Source organism: Spirosoma arcticum (assembly GCF_054779955.1).
Genome location: NZ_BAAGXG010000007.1, coordinates 328405 through 349696, shown reverse-complemented (window position 1 = coordinate 349696; position 21292 = coordinate 328405). Strand labels below are relative to the sequence as shown.

Below are 21292 nucleotides of genomic sequence, written 5' to 3'. Positions count from 1 at the left end.
TATTAAGCGTAAAGAAGTTGAGTGAAGCAATGTCTTAAACAGAACTAAGCCGGGTACGATTGCGGAATAGTAAGTTTACGCTACCCGGTTCATGCCGTCTCCTATCAAAAATGCCTTCAGAAATCCGCACCAACAATACCGTTTACGACGCTGATCGTGACATTTGGTGGAATCCCGATGAGCTGTTTTTTCTGCTCAAAACATCCGTTAACCCAACGCGGGTGGGCTATTTTGAGCGCGTTTTACGGGAACAGAACGTTGACGCGCAAAACAGGACGCTGCTGGATGTGGGTTGCGGGGGTGGAATATTAGCCGAAGCCTTTGCCGAACTGGGTATGCGCGTAACGGGCATCGACCCGTCGGCTTCGTCGGTCGAAACGGCCCGCCATCATGCGCATCAACAGAAGCTCACTATTGATTACTGGGTTGGTTCGGGCGAGAAACTGCCCTTCGCCAATGCCAGTTTCGACCACGTCAGTTGCTGCGACGTACTCGAACACGTACAGGACGTTGATGCGGTGCTGGCCGAAATCAGCCGGGTGCTCAAGCCGGGTGGTTTGTTTTTGTATGATACCATCAACCGGACGTGGCTAAGCTGGCTGTTCCTGATTAAGATCGCGCAGGACTGGAAGCGGTGGGCGTTCATGGAACCTAATCAGCACGTTTATGGCCGGTTTGTCAAACCCGGCGAACTACGGGCGAAACTCGCACGGAGTGGTTTGACTAACCAGGATACGCGCGGTATGGTTGCTGACTACAACGTGTTGAAAACGCTCTACTATCTTCGCAAACGCACGTCCGGCGCGTGGACTTTCCGCGAGTTAGGTAGCCGCCTGACCATGCGCGAAGGCCGGGATACGAGTTTGTGTTACATGGGGTGGGCAAGAAAAGATCATCTTACCTCAATTTCATCCACCGCCAACTGAGCGGCCTTGCCGGGGTTGCGCAGGCCCGCAGGAACCGTGCCTGCGTTGCGGGCAATGATGCGCACGTAGCGGGCCGTTGTGGGCGTAAAGTCGAACGGGAGCCGGACAATGGCCCGCTTACCACCCTCGGCCGCGTTGTTCTTAGCCGTCCCCACGGGCCGGAACGTCTGCCCATCGTCCGAAACCGCAATCTCAATCTGTTTGGGCAAACACATATTTTTGGCCGTGTATTTCACAAATCCAATCCTGACGCTCTGTATGGACTGACTCTGACCAAGGTCGATAACGGCGTTGACATCGTTGGTAAACGACACGGCATTAGCCAGTTCATAGCCCCCCATTCCTCCCACAACGCCGTTGGTTAGGCTGTAATTTCTATCGGGTCGGCCGGTAGTTGGCGCACTTAGCAGCGTGTACGATTTTCCGGTTGCTTTCGAGACGAGGTATTCAGTCTGCACCCTGGCAAGCTGATTCAGGGGCTGGGTGCTCCGGAACGCTGCCACGCGAACGGTTGCCGAGTTAGCGAGCACCAGCGGTTGTTCGTGGCGCAACGATTCGCCGGATGGGACGCTGCCGTCGAGGGTGTAGCGAATGTCGCCCGGCGCTGCTGAGTTCGCGGTCATCGACACGCTTACTTTTCCATCGGGCGTGGACCGGGCTGTGAGTGTTGGGTCGAAAAACGTGCGGGCGTAATTGACATTCAGGTTGGCTAATCGCTCTAAGTGCGTGGGCAGTCGGCGGGCAAAATCGTCGTAGCTTTTCAGCGACAGTGGTGTCCAGACCACCTCGGAAAGGGCAGCCGCACGGGGCCAGACCATATACTCGGCCTGATCTGTCGTTGAAATGTACTCGGTCCAGACGTTGCCCTGCGCCCCCAAAATGTGCGTCGCTTCGGCGGGCGACAGTTCGGCGGGCGTGGGATTGTATGAATAGACCAGCGCCAGCGGCAGCACGCCCCCGAATCCCACCGGCTCCAGCGCGGGGTCTCCCTGGTAATGATCGAGGTAGCAAAACTGGCCGGGCGTCATAATCACGTCGTGCCGCTGACGGGCCGCGTCAATGCCGCCTTTAGTGCCGCGCCAGCTCATTACCGTCGCATTGGGTGACAGACCACCTTCCAGAATTTCGTCCCACCCAATGATTCGGCGACCTTTGCTGGTCACAAATTTGTCGATGCGGGTAATGAAGTAACTTTGTAGCCCGTGTTCATCCTTCAGTCCTTCGCGCTTGATGAGCTGCTGGCAGAACTCGCTTTTTCGCCATGCATCTTTGGGGCATTCGTCCCCGCCGATGTGAATGTATTTGCCCGGAAACAGGGCCATTACTTCGGTTAGCACATCCTGCAAAAAGCTGAATGTTTTTTCGGTCGGGCAAAATACGTCGGGGAAAACGCCCCACTTCGTAGCCACCTGGTAAGCTTTGGCCAATCCAGGCCGGGCTGGTTCGCAACTGAGTTCAGGATAGGCGGCTAACGCGGCCAAAGCGTGACCCGGCAGTTCAATTTCGGGCACGACGTTGATGTGCTTCGCAGCCGCGTACCGAACCACCTCGCGCATGTCGTCTTGGGTGTAAAAGCCGCCGTAGGGCTTGCCATCGAATACCTGCGGGTCGTAGTCGTCGTAGTGGCCCACGATGGTTTCGCGCCGGTTGGCACCAACCTGCGTGAGTTTCGGGTACTTTTTCAGCTCGATGCGCCAGCCCTGATCGTCGGTGAGATGCCAGTGGAAATTGTTAAATTTATGCAGGGCCATCAGGTCGAGGTAGTGCTTGATGAACGAAACCGGGAAAAAGTGCCGTGCCACGTCGAGGTGCAAACCGCGATACGGGTAGCGGGGCCGGTCCTGAATCCGGCAGGCGGGAATTTGTAGAGACGCAATACCTTGCGTCTGTGTCATGGCCAGCACAGCGGGCGGCAATAACTGGTACAGCGTTTGTACGGCGTAAAAAAAGCCGGTCGGTGCAGTGGCTGCCACAGTAATGAGTTTGTCGGTCACGTCAATGCGGTAGCCTTCCCTGCCCAGCGTCGTGTCGCGGGTGGGTAGAAATTGAATCAGATTTCCAGGTAATGCCATCCGGTTCACGTTGCGCACGGTAACACCAATCCCAGTGCAGCGGTTGATCTGGTTCGCAAACGAATCGGCAATGGCTTTTAATTCGGGTTGCGCAAACGGCACCATGATCGTGGTGGCGCGGCTAACGACGAATTCGCCAGCGCGGGGGTCGAGCTGCGCCGGGCGCGGAATGATGGTATAGCGATTGAGGCTTTGGCCGAAGCTGCTCAACGAAACCGTCCAGATTAAGAAGGTCAGAAAAGAAATTGTACGCATGGTAGCGGGAACAGGGTTTGTCGTCGTTTACTAAGTAGGCCTTCCGTGCCTGAAAATTAGTCGAATTCAGCCGATTCGCCCACCGTCACCGTCTGCATCAGCAGACCCAATTGCAACGAATGAGAAAAATAAGCCTGTTACTGTTGCTTAGCCTGTCCATTTCGGTCAGCGCTCAGGACATCAAAACGCATCATTACGCCATTGACATGGCCGGTGTCCGCGTTGGAGCCATAACCGCCGTGCGCGAACAACATGCCGATAACCGGAGTACTTATACGCTGATTAGCGACGTGAAAATGAAACTGCTGTTCTACACCGTCAAGGTTTATTATAAGGCCGTCAGTCAGTATGTAGGGAAGAAGTTAATGCTTTCGGTCGTTACCACCCAAACAAATCAGGGCCATTACACATCCAGGACGGAGTGGAAAGACGATCATTACGTGATCTCGGTTAGCCAGCACAAGAGTGAGCGGCAGGCGGTTGAGCAGGGGGCTATTGATTTCTCCGTTTCGTCGATGTATTTCTACGAGCCAATCGGCCGGAATAAAGTGTACGGCGAGTATGTCGGTGATTATTTCACCCTGCGCAAAACGGCCGCTGGAGCCTATCGTGCCCGGCTCGCCGATCACGAAGATGAGTATATCTACGAGAAAGGGCGATTGGTGAAAGTAATTAAGTACAACAAAATGAAGAATTACGTTGTGCGGCTTCTCGATTAGCAGATTGGACGGATTAGTAACGAACGAAGTAATTGTCGCAGCCGTCGATGTAGCTATTGTTAAACTCCACCGTTTGGTCGCAAAACAGAATGCGACCGTGCAACTGACTCACCGCTGGCTGAACGGCCAACCCCCAGATGTTATCGGTTGGCACGACTTCCCAGCGGGCGGTTTGTTTAATTACGCCGTTCTCCCGGACCGTCAACGTTTTGTCTGGCTCAAAAACAACCGTTAATCCGGCGTTTTGAGTGGCACTCCTCAACAATTCGCAGCTTACGTATCGCCACTGCCAGCGGCCAACCAACTGAGCCGCTACCGCCTTGGCAGACCATGTGTTTCGGTGATGACAATCCCAGATCGACCGCTGATTATCGAATAGGGTTTCGGGCGATACCGACGGTTGGCACGATAAAGCCGCCAGTAAGCTGAGTTGAGCCAGGAGCTTGTTGATGAGTTTTGCCCGCATATTCCCACGACTCCCAAACGTAGAAAAAGGTTGGAATGGAAGGTGACTCGCTAAAGCCACCGGCGAACCTGTCCTTTATAACGCAGATACTCGTCGCCGAATTTTTGGGTCAGGTAGTGCTCTTCGCGCTCGATAATGCCCTTCTGAACCAGAATCAACAGCGGAACGAGCAGCAGTAATCCCCAATAGGCATTGACCATTATGCTCACGCCAATGTACAGCAACGTCAGGGCGAGGTACATGGGGTTGCGGGTGTACGCGTAAAGGCCATTGCTGACAATGGTTGTCGTTGTACCAGCGGGGTGAATGGTGGTTTTATTGCGGATCATCTGCCGAAATGCCAGCAGCAGAATGGGCAGACCAATCAGTACCACTGCCGCGCCGATCAGCAGGGCGGTTTGATTGGGTAAAAGTGGCGTTGGGAACAGAAACCGCAGCAGTACGCCCACGACTAACGTACCGCCAAAAAGCAAAGGCGGAAACGCAATTACGTTCGCCCGGTCGGGTGTCGGATTAATGGCCATAACGACTAATTTTTGGCCTAATTTAGTACAGGCTAACTAATTACGTGCGGTCCCTGACGGTTGATCTGCGATACATACGCGTCGCTGGTAATACCGACGGCCAGAAACGCCTGCCGCATGGCTTCGCCAATTTGTTCGGCCGATTGGCTGTTTCGGCTTAGGGCAAACATCGACGGCCCCGACCCCGATAGGCTACACCCCAGTGCGCCGTTAGCCAGCGCTGCCTGCTTCACTTCGTGGAACTCTGGAATCAGAATGGCCCGCACCGGCTCAATAATTACGTCGACGAGGGAGCGGCTGATGAGATCGTAGTCGGGCGTCATCAAACCCGCAATCAGACCCGCTACGTTGCCCATCTGGGTGATGGTGTTTTTGAGCGAGACTTCGTTTTTGAGAATAAACCGGGCGTCTTTAGTATTGACCTCAATGTCGGGGTGAACCAGGGTACAGAACAGCTCGGCGGGCGTCTCGATGCGAATAACGTCCAGCGGGTGATAACTGCGAATAACAACGAACCCACCCAGTAGCGCCGGAGCTACGTTGTCGGCATGGGCCGATCCGCAGGCCAGTCGCTCCCCTTCCATCGCAAAAGGCAACAACTTCAAAATGGGCAACGGGCGACCCAGCAGTTCGTTGATGGCATAAACACCCGCCACGGCACTGGCCGCGCTGGACCCTAAACCACTACCCAGCGGCATCTGCTTGTACAGCACCGCGTCAATACCTACGTCGGTCCGGTCAATGTGCTGTAGATAGGTCTGGATGGCAATACCGGCGGTGTTGCGGGCGGCTTCGCGGGGTAATCGCCCCCCGTCGCCAATGATGTCCGTGATTCGGACGCCCGGCTCGTCGCGCCGGGTCAGCGTAATCTGGTCGCCCGGATTATCAACGGCGAAGCCGAATATATCGAATCCGCAGGCCACGTTGGCGACGGTAGCGGGCGCAAAGACACTGATTGAGTTCACAATAAAAGAGGTGGGAAAGACCCGGCTGCAAGATTAGCGGTTTCGGGTCGAAAAATCAATTTGATGCGCTGTACAGAGCCTCCATTACGAGGACTTACCGGATCGCCAGCCCCAGTGCCAACCGCTCCACGCCAGCGGCCACCAACTGCTCCTGTTCGTGCTCCGTGGCCCCGTCGACCACAATTTTGACGCCGACCGATTGGGGCACGTCCCAGCGAAATTGCAGTGCAGCTTCCACCGAAAAACCGTTCTTGATTATCCCGGTTGCGTTTTTCAGAAAATCGCAGCCCGCGTCGGCCGCGATTTTAATTATCGTTAAGCGCTGTTCCTGATCGAGCAATGCCGATTCCAGCACGAGGGTCAGCAGTTTTTCCTGGGCATGAACCTGCGTCACTAATTTGGCAAACTCGATCTTGAGCCAGACCGATGACGGCGAAAACAGGGCCGAGGTATTCAGCACAACTTCTATTTCGGTAGCGCCGTCCTTTAGAGCCAGTTCGGCTTCGAGCTGCTTAACCTCGGTGCGCTGATAACCGTACGGATAGCCCACCACCGCCGACAGCACCGCCGGATGGTCGTCACCGAGTTCGCGCCTGATTTTCTTAACCCAGAAGGGCGCTACCGTCAGTCCCGCTAAACCGAGCTGGGTTACGTCGTCAAGGGCATTGTACTGTTCGCTGATCGTTACGCCGGGGTGCAGCAGCGTTCGTTCAATGTAAGGGAATAGGTGGTTCATGTGTAAGCAAAGAGTGAAAGGAGTAAAGAGTGAAAGAGCGGTGCATCATCAGGCACTCTTTCACTCTTTACTCCTTTCACTCTTTAATCAACTAAGGTATTTGAGTTTTACCACTTCTTTTGGGTCCAGAAAACGCCACTTACCGCGTGGCAGTTCTTTCTTGGTCAGTCCGGCGTAGGCAGTGCGGTCGAGCTTGGTAACCTCGTAGCCGAGACTCTCAAACATCCGGCGGACAATGCGGTTGCGGCCCGAGTGAATTTCGATACCCACCACATACGCGTCGGGTGTGACAATGCTCAAGGCATCGGGTTTGATGGGGCCGTCCTCCAGTTCGATTCCTTTTTTGAGCGTGTCGAAATGTTCTTCCGTAATGGGCTTGTCCAACTCAACCTGGTATATTTTGCGAGCCTCGTTGGAGGGGTGCGTCAGTTTATCGGCCAGCTCACCATCATTCGTCAGGAGCAGCAGTCCCGTGGTTTTACGGTCGAGCCGCCCCACCGGATACATGCGGAAGTTGCCCGCGTCGGCCACTAACTCCATCACGGTTTTGCGCTCTTCGGGGTCTTCGGTGGTCGTGATATAATCCTTTGGTTTGTTGAGTAGCACGTAAACGAACCGCTCTGGCGTAAGCGCCTTCGTGCCGTATTTTACCATGTCGCCTTCCTTCACGCGGAAGCCCATCTCGGTCACCACCTTGCCGTTAACGGTTATGTCGCCCCGTGCAATGAGTTCGTCGGCTTCCCGGCGCGAACACACGCCTGAGTTCGCGATGTACCGGTTCAGCCGCGTGGTGCCCGGCTCACCGGCAGGCGTTGGCTTCTCCTCCTGACCACCCCTATTGGACCGGCTTTTGGGAGGCATATTCTCGTATTTGTCGGTGCGTGGTCTGGGAGTCCGGGGCGCATCAATCTGCCCGGCCCGCCGTTGCTGCTCCAGTTCGTAGTTGGGCGCTTTCACAAAAAAGCCCGTGCGCCGGTCGCCGGAGTCTTTGCGTTGCTCCGGCGTGAAGCGGGTGTTGCGCGAATTGGATTCGCCACCCTGCGGTTCCCTGCCTCTACCCCGGTCAGAGCGGCCCTCCGAGCGGTCGTTGCGCGGGCGGGCATCCCGCGACCCAGCGTCCCGTGGTCGGTCTGCCGCATCACCAGCATCCCGGTTATCGCGCTTGTCCGGGCCGGAGGTGCGGCTTTCCGGGGTGCGGCCTTCCGACCAGTTTTCGCGGTTTCGCTCGTCGGCCTCCCGGCTGAAACCACCGACCCGTTTGAAGCGGTCCGGCGAACCGGCCGGTTTACCCGTCCGGCCCCGCCCGCTGCCACCCGGTCGGCTCCGGTCGTTGCTGTCCCGCGAAAACCGGGGACGCGCATCATCGCTCCGGCCGGTATCGCTCCGACGCACCGGGTCGCTTTTATCATCCCGGCGCTCGAAGCGCGGGCGGGGTGATTCTGAACCAGCGTTACGCGGACGTTCGTCGTTCCGCTCGAAACGGGGGCGGTCGGTGGGCCGGTCTGGTGTGCGGTCGGCGTTGAAACGGGACCGGTGCTGGTCTGAATCAGTCGAACGCGGCCGGTCCGTATCCCGGTTGACGCGTGGTTTGTCGTCCCGTGGACCTGCTCCGGTACGGCCCCCTTCATTTCGCGGAAAACGTGGTTTATCATCCCGGTCAAACCGGGGGCGTGAATCGTTGGTGCGGTTTCGGTCGGAGTCGGGGCGGTCCCGATTAAACGAGGGGCGGGGTGGGCCGCTGGGCCGCTCGGGGCGACTGCGGTCGGAATCCTGCCGATCACGCGAGGTAAACGGCGACTGGCCGGTTCGGGTCGGCCGTTCGTCGCGGCTCCGGGGACGGTCATTGGCACCCCGCTCACGGCGTGGTCCGGCACCAGTTGGGCGCTCGTCGCGGCCGAAGCGTGGGCGATCAGTGTCGCCGTTGCGGGGTTGGAACGTGGAGCCTCCGGCGGGCTTGCTGGGGCGGCCGTCATCCCGACGACCGAAGGAACGACTTTTGTCACCATCACGGCGATTCTCGTTCTTGTCTGAATCCTGATTCATGGAATAATACAGTAAATCGTACTGCTGTGTCTAAGTTGACGCGTTGATTGTCAGCGTAATTGCTGATCCGTAGGTTGAAAGGAATGCAAAGGTAGGCCTTTCGGCGTGAGTGGTGTCACCACCATCCTGACCAAAACGCATTTTCCGTAAAAAACAATCCATGATCGTTGTCTATCGTTACCAGATGGTAGTCAGTGGCCGACATGATGGGTAGTCGTGCGTCGGTCATTGACCACTATTGCTTCAACAATCGACAACCAGTTCTATGACCCGCCCGCTCTTAACCCCACTTTATACACCTTCCCGGTTCACCATCGACCAGTCGCTGATGAAACAGTACATGAACTGGCTGTTCGTTAAAAAAGGCTTGTATTTTCGGGATTATGACGACCTCTGGGAATGGTCGGTGACCGATTTGGAAGACTTTTGGGAGAGTATCTGGCAGTTTTTCGATGTGCAGAGCCACGCCCCCTATCATCAGGTCATTTTTAGGCCCAGCGAAGCTGATATGATCGGGACGGAGTGGTTTTCGGGCGCGAAGCTGAACTACGCCGAACATATTTTTCGTCACAAAAACCCGCAGCGCCCGGCCCTGTTGTTTGCTTCCGAGCGGGCTGACGACCGGTGGTCTGACGCCCGGCGGCACCCGCTAACGGCTGTGTCGTGGCAAGTGCTGGAGCAACAGGTGGCGGCAGTGGCCACCTGGCTGCGGGAGCAGGGCGTAACGGTGGGCGACCGGGTTGTGGCGGTGTTGCCAAACTGCCCCGAAGCGGTGGTGACCTTTCTGGCAACCAACGCTATTGGTGCTGTTTGGTCGGGCTGTTCGCCCGATCTTGGTACGGTCAGCGTAACGGATCGTTTTCGGCAAATTGAGCCAAAAGTGCTCATTGCGGCCGATGGCTACACCTACAACGGAAAACCAATCGACAAGACCGAAGCCATCCGCGAACTGCGTAGCAACCTGCCGACGCTTCAGCACCTGGTGTGGGTGCCTTACCTTCAGCCCGATAGCAAAGCCCCCGCCGAGCGTCGGCCCGACCGCACTACAGGCTGGCAGCATGTGCTGGACACGCCCGCGCCGGATGGCCTTGTGTTCGAGCCAGTGCCGTTTAGTCACCCCATCTGGGTGTTGTATTCATCAGGCACGACGGGCAAGCCCAAAGCCATTACCCATAGCGTGGGCGGGTGTTTGCTCGAACACCTCAAAGTGCTGGGCCTGCATCAGGACGTACGCGTGGGCGAACGGTATTTTTGGTATTCGACTACGGGCTGGATGATGTGGAACTTCGCCATTGGGTCCATGCTGGCCGGGGCAACGCTTGTGCTATACGAAGGGGCCGCCGGGTATCCTGACCTGAATGCGCTCTGGAACTTGGCCGACGATGCCCGAATCGCTCATTTCGGCGCTGGAGCCGCCTTTTACACCGCCTGTTTTCGCCAGGGGTTGAAGCCGATGGATACGGCCCGGCTACCCTATCTGCGAAGCATCGGCTCAACGGGATCGCCGTTGCCACCCGAATCATTTCGGTGGATCTACGACTGCGTGAAGGCGGATGCCTGGTTGATTTCGTTCAGCGGTGGCACCGACGTGTGCAGTGGTTTTGTGGGCGGCAACCCACTGCTGCCGGTTTATGAAGGCGAAATTCAGTGCCGACTGCTGGGCTGCAAGGTCGAAGCTTACGACGAAAATGCCCGGCCCGTGCGGGGCGATTTAGGCGAGATGGTTATCCTGGAGCCGATTCCTTCGATGCCTATCTACTTCTGGAATGACCGGGGTAACGAGACCTACCGTAAAACGTACTTTAGCGAATACCCCGGCGTCTGGCGGCATGGCGATTACATCCGCATTACGGAGCGCAACGGTATCATTATCCACGGCCGTTCGGACGCAACCCTGAACCGCGACGGCGTCCGGATTGGGACGAGCGAAATATACAGCGCCGTTGAGAGCCTGCCCGAAATTGCCGACAGTTTAATCGTTGGCCTGGAGCAGCCCGGCGGGCAGTACCACATGCCGCTGTTTGTGGTGCTGCGCGACGGATTTGTGCTTACCGACGACCTGACGACACGCATCAAACAGACGCTGCGGACTCAGTTCAGTCCCCGTCACGTGCCCGATGCGGTGTACCAAATCAATGAAGTGCCGTACACCATCAGCGGCAAGAAACTCGAAACGCCGATCAAAAAAATTCTGTCGGGTGTCGATCCATCCTTAGTGACCAGCCAGGACACGCTGCGCAATCCGGCCGCGCTGGATCAGTTCGCGGGCTTCGTGATTAAGCGGTAAGTAGCCTGACAATCACAGCGGGTGCCGGACAATTGCCCGGCACCCGCTGTGCTTATTAAGGACTATTGCTCATTACTACTGCTTCACTATCTTCAGGGTTTGTTTCTGTCCCGGAATAATCGCCTGCAGAAAGTACAGGCCCGGCTGTCGTCCCAGTTGCAGCGTAGCCCGCTGACCCGGAGTGGGTTTTTCGATGAGCGTTTCACTCATACGCCGACCACGGGTATCGAGCAGTTGCAGGCGTAGTGGCCCGCCAGCCGCACCGCGCACCTCCACGTCAATCGTTTCGCCCGCAACCGGATTGCCCAGCACCGTTACGTTCAGCCCGGCGGTTGGCTCCGCACCCAATCTGGCACCATTGCTGCTGCCACAGGACGCTATCCAATTGTAGGCGAAAATGCCTGATTCGGACGATCCGGTTTGCTGCGCCCGTAGGATAAGCGTCGGGTTGTCGACATAGACGCGCAGGGTGTAGGGGCCGGGGCTGGTAGTCGGTGACAGTTCATTAACTACCGAGAATGAGATGGGCTGTCCCGTTAAGCCTGTGTACTGGGGCATAAAGGTAAGTCTCCGCTCACCGCCCGATACAATCTCACAACTCACGGTTGTGGCACCCACAATGGCGAACGAACCGGGGGTTGGTGGCGGTGGTGGCGGTATATTGCTACAGAATGCTGCCCATGTGTACGGGAAACTGACCACTTCCGACGATCCAGTTTGCTGCGCCTGGAGTGTGATGATCGGGTTGTCGAGGTATACTCGCAGGGTGTACGGTCCGGGGCTGGTGGTCGGTGGCAGTTCATTGACTACCGAGAACGACACCGGCTGGCCGTTTAGTCCATCATATTGGGGCGTGAAGGTAAGTAGCCGTGAATTGGGCGACTCGGTGATACAACTCACCGTGGTTACGGACGTAATGGAAAAAGGACCGGATGGTGGCGGTGGTGGGGGCGGTAGTGTACCGATGGTGATCAGTAGGCTACCCGTTGCCGAGAGCAGGCTGGGATCAGTGGCGGTAATAACCACGGTATAAGCACCCACCATCGTGGGCACACCCGCAAACGTACCGCCACCAAAGGTTATACCCGGCGGCAACCCGCTAACCGAGTAGGACAGTGCGTCGTTATTAGGGTCGGTGAAAGCGTTGATGGGCAGGGCATAGCCGAAGGGAATACCCACCGTTCCCGTTTGGTCAGGCAGAGGACCATTGAAGATCGGCGGTGCATTACCTTCCGGTGGTGGGTTAACCACTACAGCAATGGTAAAACTTTGGGTAGCGGCTGGTGTACCATTGTCGGTAGCTAAAAACGTAATGATATTTCTGCCTGCATTGCAGTCAGCACCTACCACCACAACCGTGGCGTTGGGGTTTGGTGTATCATTGCTCGTAACAGTAGCCGTAGCATTACAAATTCCAGTTGTATTAGCGGTGACGTTGACGTTTTGGGTCGTTTCCGATGCTGAGAATTGTAGCGAAAAGGTGAAGGTATCGCCCCGGTTTAACGTAATGGTATTGTTGTTTGGTAAACCCGCCACTGACGGTGGTACGTTACCACTTCCACCACCTACCCGGTAACCTAAGCATAGCCCATCAAGGAAACTCACGCCCCCCGGGCTGCCTACGCTGGGAATGTTGGGAGCCTGGTTGCTGTTGATGTTAAACCGGCCCGTTTGAATGAAATCAACGTTATTACCCCGGTTAGCTCCTACCGTAGCGGCTGCTCCGCCAAAACCATTAACGCCACTCGACGCGCCACCGGTAGTCCATTGCATGTCCTCATAGGCGAAAATGACATCGTTGCCTGAGAAACCGGGAGCTGTATTCGCTTTAATAATTAGTTGAAACGTGTTTGTCAAGTCAACGCGGTTGGGAAAATACCCAACGTGGTCGTACGTCACCACTAACCGGTCGGGAAACACTTTATACCATACCCGACCACTGGTTTCGGGCCGTGTATCGACGTCGCCCCAGAAAGCAGCCACCATCGGCGTACTAATGGGAAACCCACCGGGTGTGAAAGCGCTCAGTGGACTGGCAAAGGTAAGGTTGCCGTTGTTGTTGATATAAACGCTGTTGTAGACGGTGCCAAACAGCGAAAAATTCCAGCCCAGCGCAATTGGGCCAATGGAACCGTCGTCATTACGCGGCAACGCTGTCCACCCATCGGCACCGGTATTGCTGAACGGCTCGAAACACGACGGCCGATCCACTCGGGTGCCAGTGGTGGGTCCTGCGTTGGTCTGAGCCGGTCCGGGCTGAACCTGAGCCAGTTTGCGACTGTTGTACTCGGGGTCATTGTCTGACGGGTTCCACACGCGCGGACCCTGCTGGCCAATAGCAGCAGTGAACGGTAAGCCTGCTCCTAACAAAAGGGCAAATAGCATGACCCACAGCCACTGGGATGAGCGCGTGGGCGGGTTTTTTGAAAATACAGGAAAGAACATAGGGGGTGATGGATAGAAATGAGAAAATACGCTGACAAACGTGCAAGACCGGGCGATTACGCTTACGGTCTACTCATAGCCCGCACCCGGCCCACAACAGGAGTTGTCTCCGGGGCAAAATAAACGGCTGAATACCAGCTGGCTGACGCTGAAATTCATAATCCCAAACGTAGTCTGTATTCGTATAAACTACTAAACAATGCGTTTATATATGATCTAATTATTAGGCATAATCTTAGAAATAATAGACATTTTTGTAGGCAAAATGCCTTGTAATGGTTATATTTTCGTTCTGAAATTAGAACTTATCCTTTATTCGCTACCGTTGAATAATGTGGCTCCGATTGACAGTTTCTGACTATATAAAGTGTGTTCGAAGAAGTCCCTGAAAGGCACGGAAACGTACATTGGTGAAGTAGTAAAAATAAATCAGGTGCTACGTCGACCGAATGATGAGATTTAGTCCATCCTGGCAAACATTTCGCTATCTTCCAAGCGTTATTGGCTATATACAGGACACGGTAGGGCAGGCAGACAACAGGATGGAGAAGGAACACGATTTCAAGGGTGATTCAGCCGGGCAAAAAAACACGTCGCCGGGCGTTTCGGAGGGTAAAATTCAGAATAGTAAAGCAATGGTTCGACTGCCTATGCTGCTGGGTATCACACTGGCGGGGGGGATGCTCATTGGGGCTACGTTCTTCGGCGGTGCCAAAAGCCTGAACAATATTGGGCGGGGCTACACCAAGTACCGCGAGATTCTGCAACTGATTGAAAACAACTATGTCGATACCGTAAATACGGACGATCTGGTCGATTTCTCCATCGAGAAAATGCTTCAGAAACTCGATCCGCACACGGCCTACATGAACCCCCAGGATGCCATTGCGGCCCGGTCGCAGCTCGACGGTGGTTTCGACGGCATTGGCGTGGAGTTCAATATTTACAAAGACACGGTTTATGTGGTGACGCCCATGTCGGGCGGACCATCAGAAACGGCTGGTATCCTGAGTGGCGACAAGATCATTAAGGTCGATGATACGCCCTTAGCCGGTGGTAAAATCGACAACAGCATGGTCTATAAGGCCCTGCGTGGCAAACGTGGTACGCCCGTGCGGATGACCATTCTGCGCAAAGGTGAAAAAGAGCCGAAGGTGTTTACCGTCACCCGCGACCGAATCGCGACGTACTCGGTCGATGCGGCTTACATGGTCGACGCGAAGACTGGCTTTATCAAAGTTAACCGTTTTTCGGAAACGACCTACGACGAGTTCAAAACGGCGCTGGCGTCGCTCAAAGCGCAGGGAATGACTCAGTTGATGGTGGACCTGCGCAACAACCCCGGCGGCTACATGGACCGGGCGACGAGCATTGCCGACGAGTTTATTTCGGGTAACAAGCTGCTGGTTTATACCGATGGGAAGGACAATCGCTATGACCGTCAAACCCACGCCCGCATTGCCGGACAGTTTGAGGAAGGGCCGCTGGTGTTGCTGGTTGATGAGGGCAGCGCGTCGGCGTCGGAGATTGTGGCCGGGGCCTTGCAGGACCACGACCGCGCCCTGATTGCCGGTCGGCGGTCGTTTGGCAAAGGATTAGTGCAGATGCCGGTGCAGCTCTCCGACGGTTCCGAACTGCGGCTGACCATCTCGCGCTATTATACGCCCAGTGGGCGTAGCATTCAGAAACCCTACGTGATGGGGCAGGAGGGGGACTACGAAAAAGACCTCGAAAAACGCTCGAAACGGGGTGAATACTACATTGCCGACTCGATAAAAAACGACCCTAAGCTGAAGTTCAAAACCGATGGGGGAAGGGTAGTTTACGGCGGGGGCGGCATTACCCCGGACTATTTCATTCCGCGCGACTCAACCTGGCAAACGCCGTACCTGATTCAGTTGTACGGCAAGAACATCATCCGCGAGTTTGCGATGGAATACGCCAACGACAACCGGGTGAAACTCGAAAAAATGCCGTTTGCCGACTTCAACCGGACCGTGACGATCAACGATGAACAGATGAGCCGGTTCGTGAAAAACGCTACGGATGAAGGCGTGAAGTTTAACGAGAAAGAATACAACCGCTCCAAGAACTACATCAGGACGCAGATAAAAGCGCTGGTAGCGCGGAACATTTATCAGAAAAAGAACAAGGCCGGTCAGAACAACGAGTTTTTTCGGGTCATCGGCGAATCGGATGATACTTACCAGAAAGCCCTTCAACTCTTCGACCGGGCAGGTAAACTCGAAAGCGGCACGTTTACGTATAACGCCCCGGAGCGGAAGTAGAAAGTAGCAAGTGTGTAAGTAGTGAGTGGCTGACGCGCGATTGTTGCATTCGCGCGTCAGCCACTCACTACTTACACACTTACTGACTTACGACTTTCTTTTTGAACTGATACACCAGCCCCAGGTACGACTGCATAATTCCAATTTTGAAGTCCTTGCGGGCATACGGCGCAAGCTCGAATGCTGCCCGCAGGTTAGGCACGAACGGGATCTTTACCCGAACGCCAACGTGCAGCGAGTAACCTTCCAGCACATCGCGGTCGTCTAAGCCGTTCAGCGCGTTGAACCGAATACCCAGACCTGTGTAATAGTTGACGTTCTCCCGCCGAACTACATTGATGAGGGGGCAAATTGTTGTGCTGAGCGATCCAAACACGGTATTGGTCTGAATGCGGGCATCGAGCCACAGGGCGCGGTCGGCGTTGGTGCTAACCGACACGACTGAGTTGAATGGGTAATAGGCAACGGATGCCTGACCAAAGACACTCGTGCCGATGCAAAGAAGCAGGGCGGTAAGACTATTTTTCATGGCCGCAAAACAACGAGTTTTTGGGCACAAACAAAGCCGGACGGTTCGTAAAACGACCGTCCGGCTTGATAATACAGCTTTAAACAAGCAGCACATTATGGCTCTTTTGTGGAACCTACTCTGATTTTTAACCATTTGGTTTTTTCCTCACCCACGGTTGTACTGTCTAAAATAGTAACGGGAGTCTTTTCGGCAATGACCCTCCCTTTGTCGCCCAAATCGAATGTAGGTGTTGAGTTTTCTTTAGCAAGTTTTACTGGCTTAGGAAAGTCAGCTCGCAGGTACACTCGTTTTTCAGTATTTACTCGTTTTGCCGTGTCCGCTACACTGAGTTGATTCCCAAAAGTAAGCGTTTTGTCAACCCAACCTTCTTTTCCTGAAATCGATGTGTCGGCGTTCGCCGGTTCTTGGGCAACCACATCGTGCGACGTCTGCTGCCACCCGTTCCGTTCTTTAATACGCTTGTGAATCTCAGCGAATGCATTAGGTAGCTCTAATTCTTTTTGGAGGTTAAGGTATGTGTAACTGTACTGATTCTGTTGAATCAAATCTTCACTTAGTTCATATTTGGTGTAGCGCAAACTTATACCAGCCAGTTCATTTGTACTCTCGGTAGACAGATCAACCTCAAAGTATTTGACAAACTTTCTGAAGTTGACCTGCTTCTCGCAGGAGTCTTTCTGGTTCTCGGTTTTCTGCCGTATAATATCCTGAAAGCTGGTATCATCAATCAAAGCCATTTTTTTTAACTTACCATAATGTTCTGTTAGGGTTTTACAGGACCCTGTGACGCCAAAGGCCGGATCACACAGCGGAAATTTATGCCCCCGGCATACGTTCACTACGTAATCGGGGTAAATATTAACCCGTACAGTTACGGTCGGTTTGCTCTCCTCCCGAACCTGATTGAGTTTCCGGCTATCCTTCAGATAGCCGTGGATTTTACACATGTAGTAAAAGCCGTTAGTGTCTTTTTTAAACGATTGAGCCGTCGGGTAGCGAGTAGCCATCGAATCGCCGAGATATCGATTGCTCATAAAAACACGACCGATCAGGGCAGTGTCTTTGTCAATTCTGATAGTGTCCAACTTCTCGAAGCGTAGAAAAACGTACGTTTCAACGAAGTTGGGTTCAATCGTTATTGTGTCTTTTACGGATGTCGATTTGACGTAACCCAACTCAGCCATTCGTAAAAATATACCATCTTCAAACTGAGTCTTTAATTTACTAAAATCAGGTTGTGCACACACGACAACCGACATCAACACGCACAGCAGCGGCAATAACAGGAATTTAATCATGGCGATTTGGGGCTGAACGTCAATTAGTTTACTCGAGCAGTGGTGCCAAGGCCAATGATAAGCCAGCTTTTATAATAATTAGGTTTGAACCGGTGGTAGCGGTCCAAATGCTTTTTTCCCCTATTATCAGCCACAATAAGCGTGTCAGTGGGGTAGCCATAAATGGCTTTGTCGATCGTAATGGTACTGTGAATGACATCCTGGAAAAACATAGGAAGACTACCCCCTTGTAATCCTGCATATACTTGGTGAGTTAGCGAGTTATTGGCAAATTCCACACAGCCTATAATCCGGCCTACGTTCAAAACTTTCTGACCGGGTTCCTGCGTGGCATATCGTTTGTTGCGCCGGAGTCGCGCATCCTTCGAAGGATACAGGTTAGTTGTATCTCCTGCCCCCTTACCGGCAAACTCAACCATATTGGGGTTGTCGAAGCGGTCCCGGTACGTAGTTCCTGTGTATGTTTCGGCAAACAGTTTCGCTCTCATAAATGGAGAAAAGCGAATCTGTAAGCTGCTACCACCGGTATAGTAGCGATCCCAGTTATCGGCAAGTGCCTGCCCAACTCCACTATCAGTAAACAGGAAATCTTCGTAAAGATTAATCGTTACGTTTCGGACCGAATCAATCCCAATCCGTAGTTCGGCAAATATCAGTTGTTGCGAACGGTTGCGCGAAGTAGCAATGTTCTGACTGATGCCCTTAGGCATGGCTACGAAGCTGGTGCCGACCGTAAGCGATGATTTATAGTTAGAGTATACTGCTCCGGAGTTCCCCAAGTAAAACGGGTTAATCTCTTCATAAAGCCCATTTCCTCGGTTGTACGGTGGTAATTGAAACGTCATCAGGGGTGAGAAAATCGTATTCACCTGACTCTTGCTCCTGAATCGGTTTCGGTTTCCTAAGTGTCGTCGGCCAACCAGCCAGTTTACCGAAACGTTCATGCCCGGCTGAAACCAGCCAATTCGTTTCCAGAAACCATACCCCGCGCTGAACGTACATCCTCCTCTGAGCAGAATATACCCGGAAACTTTGAGACTCTGCGACATTTCGGTCGGCAACTCACCAGTAGGTTGCGCTGGAGAACAGTGCCCCAAGAGACACAAGTTTAACATTATCAAAAGTCTCGGAGAAATAAGCAGTCGACACCCATATATGTAAATATGCATACTGATAAGTGGAATGTGAATTTTACTATCGGCGAAGTACGCTCCAATTTCAGTGGTTTAGCAATGGGAGATTTCCCGTTTTTTAATCTGAAATACCGTAAATCTCCCGTTGACTACTGGCTTGGTCTAATTGAATATTTGAGTTGAGAAATTAATATTGGCTAATTATGAAGTACTTAACATGTCTCTTTGCAATCCTTTGCCTGAGTGGCCGAGCGCAGAACACGCCAAAACCGAGCGAAGTTACGCTGCCTTACAACTTGACGAGTAGCCCGGCACAGACCTGGACCGTAGCAGTCGACCAACCGATCCGTTTACGGGTTGAAGGGCTTAGTGGAGCAACTTCACTTACGGTCAGCTACCAACTATTCTCCGTTGAATCGGACCAGCCAAGTGTTCGGCTCAGTGAAAGCTTTACGACAGTAACCGCTGATGGTTCCATCCTGCTATCGCCCATATTCAAACTCGATAAGGTGACCGATGCGTTACGCGTTGAAACAAAAATGACAGGGGGCGCTGCGAACTATGTGCTGACTATCTCACCCGAAAAGCCACAATCATTTACTGTGTCGGCTACCACAGGCGATACGTTGCCTACGTCGCTGCATTTCGATGTCAGAAATTACGTCCTCCGCGCGTATCAGAAGAAGAAGGCCAGCAAGCCATTAGCCTTCTTTTTAACCAAACCCGTCAGAACCAACAAACGATTGTTTGTTAATCCTAATACGCCAATCCATATCAAACTGGCTGCGTTACCTGCCAATTACGCATTATACATTGACGGCGTTTTGACCTCTTATGAGGAAGCGTCGAACCAGTTGGCTACCATAACGCTGGACCCTGGCGCGAATGTGATGCTGACAGTGGCCAGTCCAGCATTTTCAAGCACGGCAACCAGCCGACGAGCCGCTAATTTTCTAATTGGTGCCGTTGAGGAAAAGGGTTCTTTTCAAAATTCAACAACTATAGACTTCGTAGGTGATGCGCTACTGCAAAATTCCATCACAAACCCACTACGTTCCCAAACTTTACCGGCCTCATTCGGCTTGGGTGCGGTGATCAATCGCGTCAATGACCGTCTTTGGTTTAATAGGTTTCAGATTGATGGATACTTTAATTTTACCTCTACACTGGATACTGTTCAGGTTCCCAATGCAATAAGCCCTACAGGTTCCTATTCAGGTCAGATTCGAGAATTAGGGACCGCGTTGCTCCTGCCGAACACGGCTCGTCAAAGTTTTTTCGTCAACGCGCGGTTCCACTTACGTACTCAAACACCCCGTATGGGATTCTATGGATTTGAACGCTACTTGCAAAAAATAGCGCAAGTTGTGAGTGGTATTAATTTTAGGGTAATGGCTGCTAATCGAATAATAACAGATTACAAATCAGGAACAATAGTGACTGGTGCTACGTCAACACCAACTACTTCAACTACCGCCACCGAAACGCCGTTTAAGATTGGTGTCATTGGCATGAGAGGTGGATTGTTTCGTGAATTTTTAGAGCCGGAACTGGTTCGGCAAAAGTTTTCAGTGATTGCTGGTTTCGATTGGGATTTTCGGATTATTACCGGTGATTTACGTAATGCTAAATCTGACCAAGTTGTCAGAGATTTTCAAAAAAACGTGGTTCGGAACGAATACATTCGGTTCAGTGGGTTTAACGCTTACTTCCTGCTCAGGCTTAAAAATATCCGGGCTATCATCGAATACACTAATATAACGCCTTATGAGCGACGCATCTTAGGTTTTGTGCCTAATCGTAGAGCTGATGCGAAGTACTTTCAAGAACATGAACCAGACCGGGTGCCACTGATGAATCAGAAAATTTGGCCAGGCTTAACCAATGGACAGATAACGTTCACCATTGCGTTTACGGGTGGCTTCCCGGTCAAATTTGACTGAACTACGGTTTTAGCGCTTGTTCCCCTTGTTCTTTACGAGCAGCCTTAACACATGCACAATTAATACATCTTGGTAGCTCTCCGACCATAAAAAAAGCCGGACAGTTCGTAAAACGACTGTCCGGCTCAATAAGATTGGTGTTGTTCGTTATTCTGTACAGATCAACCGTTTGGTAAGCTGCCGTCCGTAACCGTAATCAACCGTTTGGGAAGTTGTTCCTCGAAGCCGGGTGTGCTGAGCCGAAACGTCCGCTCCTGCCGTTGGATGCCATCGGTGATGATGAACGTATATGTACCGTCGCCAATGGTGCTGAGGTCGAAACGCTGATGAAACTTCGCGTCTTTCTTAGATAGCCATTCCGAAAAGAGCACCTGCCCTTTTGCGTCGCACATATCGACCCGAATTTGCCCCAGCAATGTAGTCCGCTCAATGTTGAGCCAGATTTTCGACGGTTCGAGCGCCGGATACATCGCTGTCTCAAACCTGCTCGCTTCGTAATACGGCCCGCCCAATCCAGGGTGGCCCTGTCCCACCGCCAACGACGACGCTACCATGCCCAGCATCAGGGCTTTCGACAACCAACTCCCCACCTTTTTCATGACGCTTTTCTGTTTTAAACTATCCGAACCAATCGAATACACAGAAAAGATGTGGATGAGT

The 21292-nt window shown here is 53.3% G+C and carries 16 protein-coding genes; 5 read left to right on the top strand and 11 right to left on the bottom strand.

Annotated elements, in window-relative coordinates; genetic code table 11:
• Positions 1–110 precede the first annotated feature (110 nt).
• Positions 111–926 (top strand): bifunctional 2-polyprenyl-6-hydroxyphenol methylase/3-demethylubiquinol 3-O-methyltransferase UbiG, encoded by an 816-nt coding sequence (gene ubiG / locus ACYVHB_RS18215; protein ID WP_461053200.1) that lies wholly within the window; start codon positions 111–113, stop codon positions 924–926.
• On the opposite strand, the gene ACYVHB_RS18210 is transcribed toward ubiG, so the two are convergent.
• Complete coding sequence (locus ACYVHB_RS18210) at positions 893–3253, bottom strand: glycoside hydrolase family 20 protein (protein WP_461053199.1); 2361 nt, start codon at positions 3251–3253, stop codon at positions 893–895. The two genes, ubiG and ACYVHB_RS18210, sit on opposite strands and share 34 nt — an antisense overlap.
• Positions 3254–3372: 119 nt before the next feature.
• On the opposite strand from ACYVHB_RS18210, the gene ACYVHB_RS18205 reads away from it, so the two are divergent.
• A complete protein-coding gene (locus ACYVHB_RS18205) occupies positions 3373–3972 on the top strand; it encodes a DUF6134 family protein (protein ID WP_461053198.1) in 600 nt (199 codons plus the stop codon).
• Positions 3973–3985: 13 nt separating this feature from the next.
• On the opposite strand, the gene ACYVHB_RS18200 is transcribed toward ACYVHB_RS18205, so the two are convergent.
• The 5 genes from ACYVHB_RS18200 to ACYVHB_RS18180 form a co-directional block, all read right to left on the bottom strand.
• Positions 3986–4438, bottom strand: coding sequence for a hypothetical protein (locus ACYVHB_RS18200; RefSeq protein WP_461053197.1), 453 nt, complete (start codon positions 4436–4438; stop codon positions 3986–3988).
• Between the two features lie 50 nt (positions 4439–4488).
• Entirely contained in the window at positions 4489–4962 is a 474-nt protein-coding gene (locus ACYVHB_RS18195; protein WP_461053196.1) for a methyltransferase family protein, read from the bottom strand.
• Between the two features lie 32 nt (positions 4963–4994).
• Positions 4995–5927: a homoserine kinase gene (locus ACYVHB_RS18190; RefSeq protein WP_461053195.1), complete on the bottom strand. Its 933-nt coding sequence runs from the start codon at positions 5925–5927 to the stop codon at positions 4995–4997.
• A gap of 94 nt (positions 5928–6021) precedes the next feature.
• Complete coding sequence (locus ACYVHB_RS18185; protein ID WP_461053194.1) at positions 6022–6663, bottom strand: deoxyribose-phosphate aldolase; 642 nt, start codon at positions 6661–6663, stop codon at positions 6022–6024.
• Between the two features lie 87 nt (positions 6664–6750).
• Positions 6751–8706: a pseudouridine synthase gene (locus tag ACYVHB_RS18180; protein ID WP_461053193.1), complete on the bottom strand. Its 1956-nt coding sequence runs from the start codon at positions 8704–8706 to the stop codon at positions 6751–6753.
• Between the two features lie 265 nt (positions 8707–8971).
• On the opposite strand from ACYVHB_RS18180, the gene ACYVHB_RS18175 reads away from it, so the two are divergent.
• On the top strand, positions 8972–10993 hold the full coding sequence (locus ACYVHB_RS18175; protein WP_461053192.1) for an acetoacetate--CoA ligase: 2022 nt from the start codon (positions 8972–8974) through the stop codon (positions 10991–10993).
• Positions 10994–11068: 75 nt separating this feature from the next.
• Here ACYVHB_RS18175 and ACYVHB_RS18170 read toward each other — a convergent pair whose 3' ends face one another.
• Entirely contained in the window at positions 11069–13438 is a 2370-nt protein-coding gene (locus ACYVHB_RS18170) for a nidogen-like domain-containing protein (RefSeq protein WP_461053191.1), read from the bottom strand.
• 542 nt (positions 13439–13980) lie between these two features.
• Here ACYVHB_RS18170 and ACYVHB_RS18165 point away from each other — a divergent pair.
• Positions 13981–15726: a S41 family peptidase gene (locus ACYVHB_RS18165; RefSeq protein WP_461053190.1), complete on the top strand. Its 1746-nt coding sequence runs from the start codon at positions 13981–13983 to the stop codon at positions 15724–15726.
• A gap of 79 nt (positions 15727–15805) precedes the next feature.
• Here the strand turns inward: ACYVHB_RS18165 and ACYVHB_RS18160 are convergent, their stop codons facing one another.
• The 3 genes from ACYVHB_RS18160 to ACYVHB_RS18150 all read right to left on the bottom strand — a co-directional run bounded on the left by ACYVHB_RS18160 (position 15806) and on the right by ACYVHB_RS18150 (position 18605).
• Positions 15806–16255: a hypothetical protein gene (locus ACYVHB_RS18160; RefSeq protein ID WP_461053189.1), complete on the bottom strand. Its 450-nt coding sequence runs from the start codon at positions 16253–16255 to the stop codon at positions 15806–15808.
• A gap of 95 nt (positions 16256–16350) precedes the next feature.
• Positions 16351–17538 (bottom strand): hypothetical protein, encoded by a 1188-nt coding sequence (locus ACYVHB_RS18155; RefSeq protein WP_461053188.1) that lies wholly within the window; start codon positions 17536–17538, stop codon positions 16351–16353.
• A gap of 41 nt (positions 17539–17579) precedes the next feature.
• Positions 17580–18605, bottom strand: a complete 1026-nt coding sequence (locus tag ACYVHB_RS18150; RefSeq protein ID WP_461053187.1) for a hypothetical protein — start codon at positions 18603–18605, stop codon at positions 17580–17582.
• A 287-nt stretch (positions 18606–18892) separates the two neighbouring features.
• On the opposite strand from ACYVHB_RS18150, the gene ACYVHB_RS18145 reads away from it, so the two are divergent.
• Entirely contained in the window at positions 18893–20632 is a 1740-nt protein-coding gene (locus ACYVHB_RS18145) for a hypothetical protein (RefSeq protein ID WP_461053186.1), read from the top strand.
• Positions 20633–20793: 161 nt separating this feature from the next.
• On the opposite strand, the gene ACYVHB_RS18140 is transcribed toward ACYVHB_RS18145, so the two are convergent.
• On the bottom strand, positions 20794–21231 hold the full coding sequence (locus tag ACYVHB_RS18140; RefSeq protein WP_461053185.1) for a lipocalin/fatty acid-binding family protein: 438 nt from the start codon (positions 21229–21231) through the stop codon (positions 20794–20796).
• Positions 21232–21292: the final 61 nt, after the last annotated feature.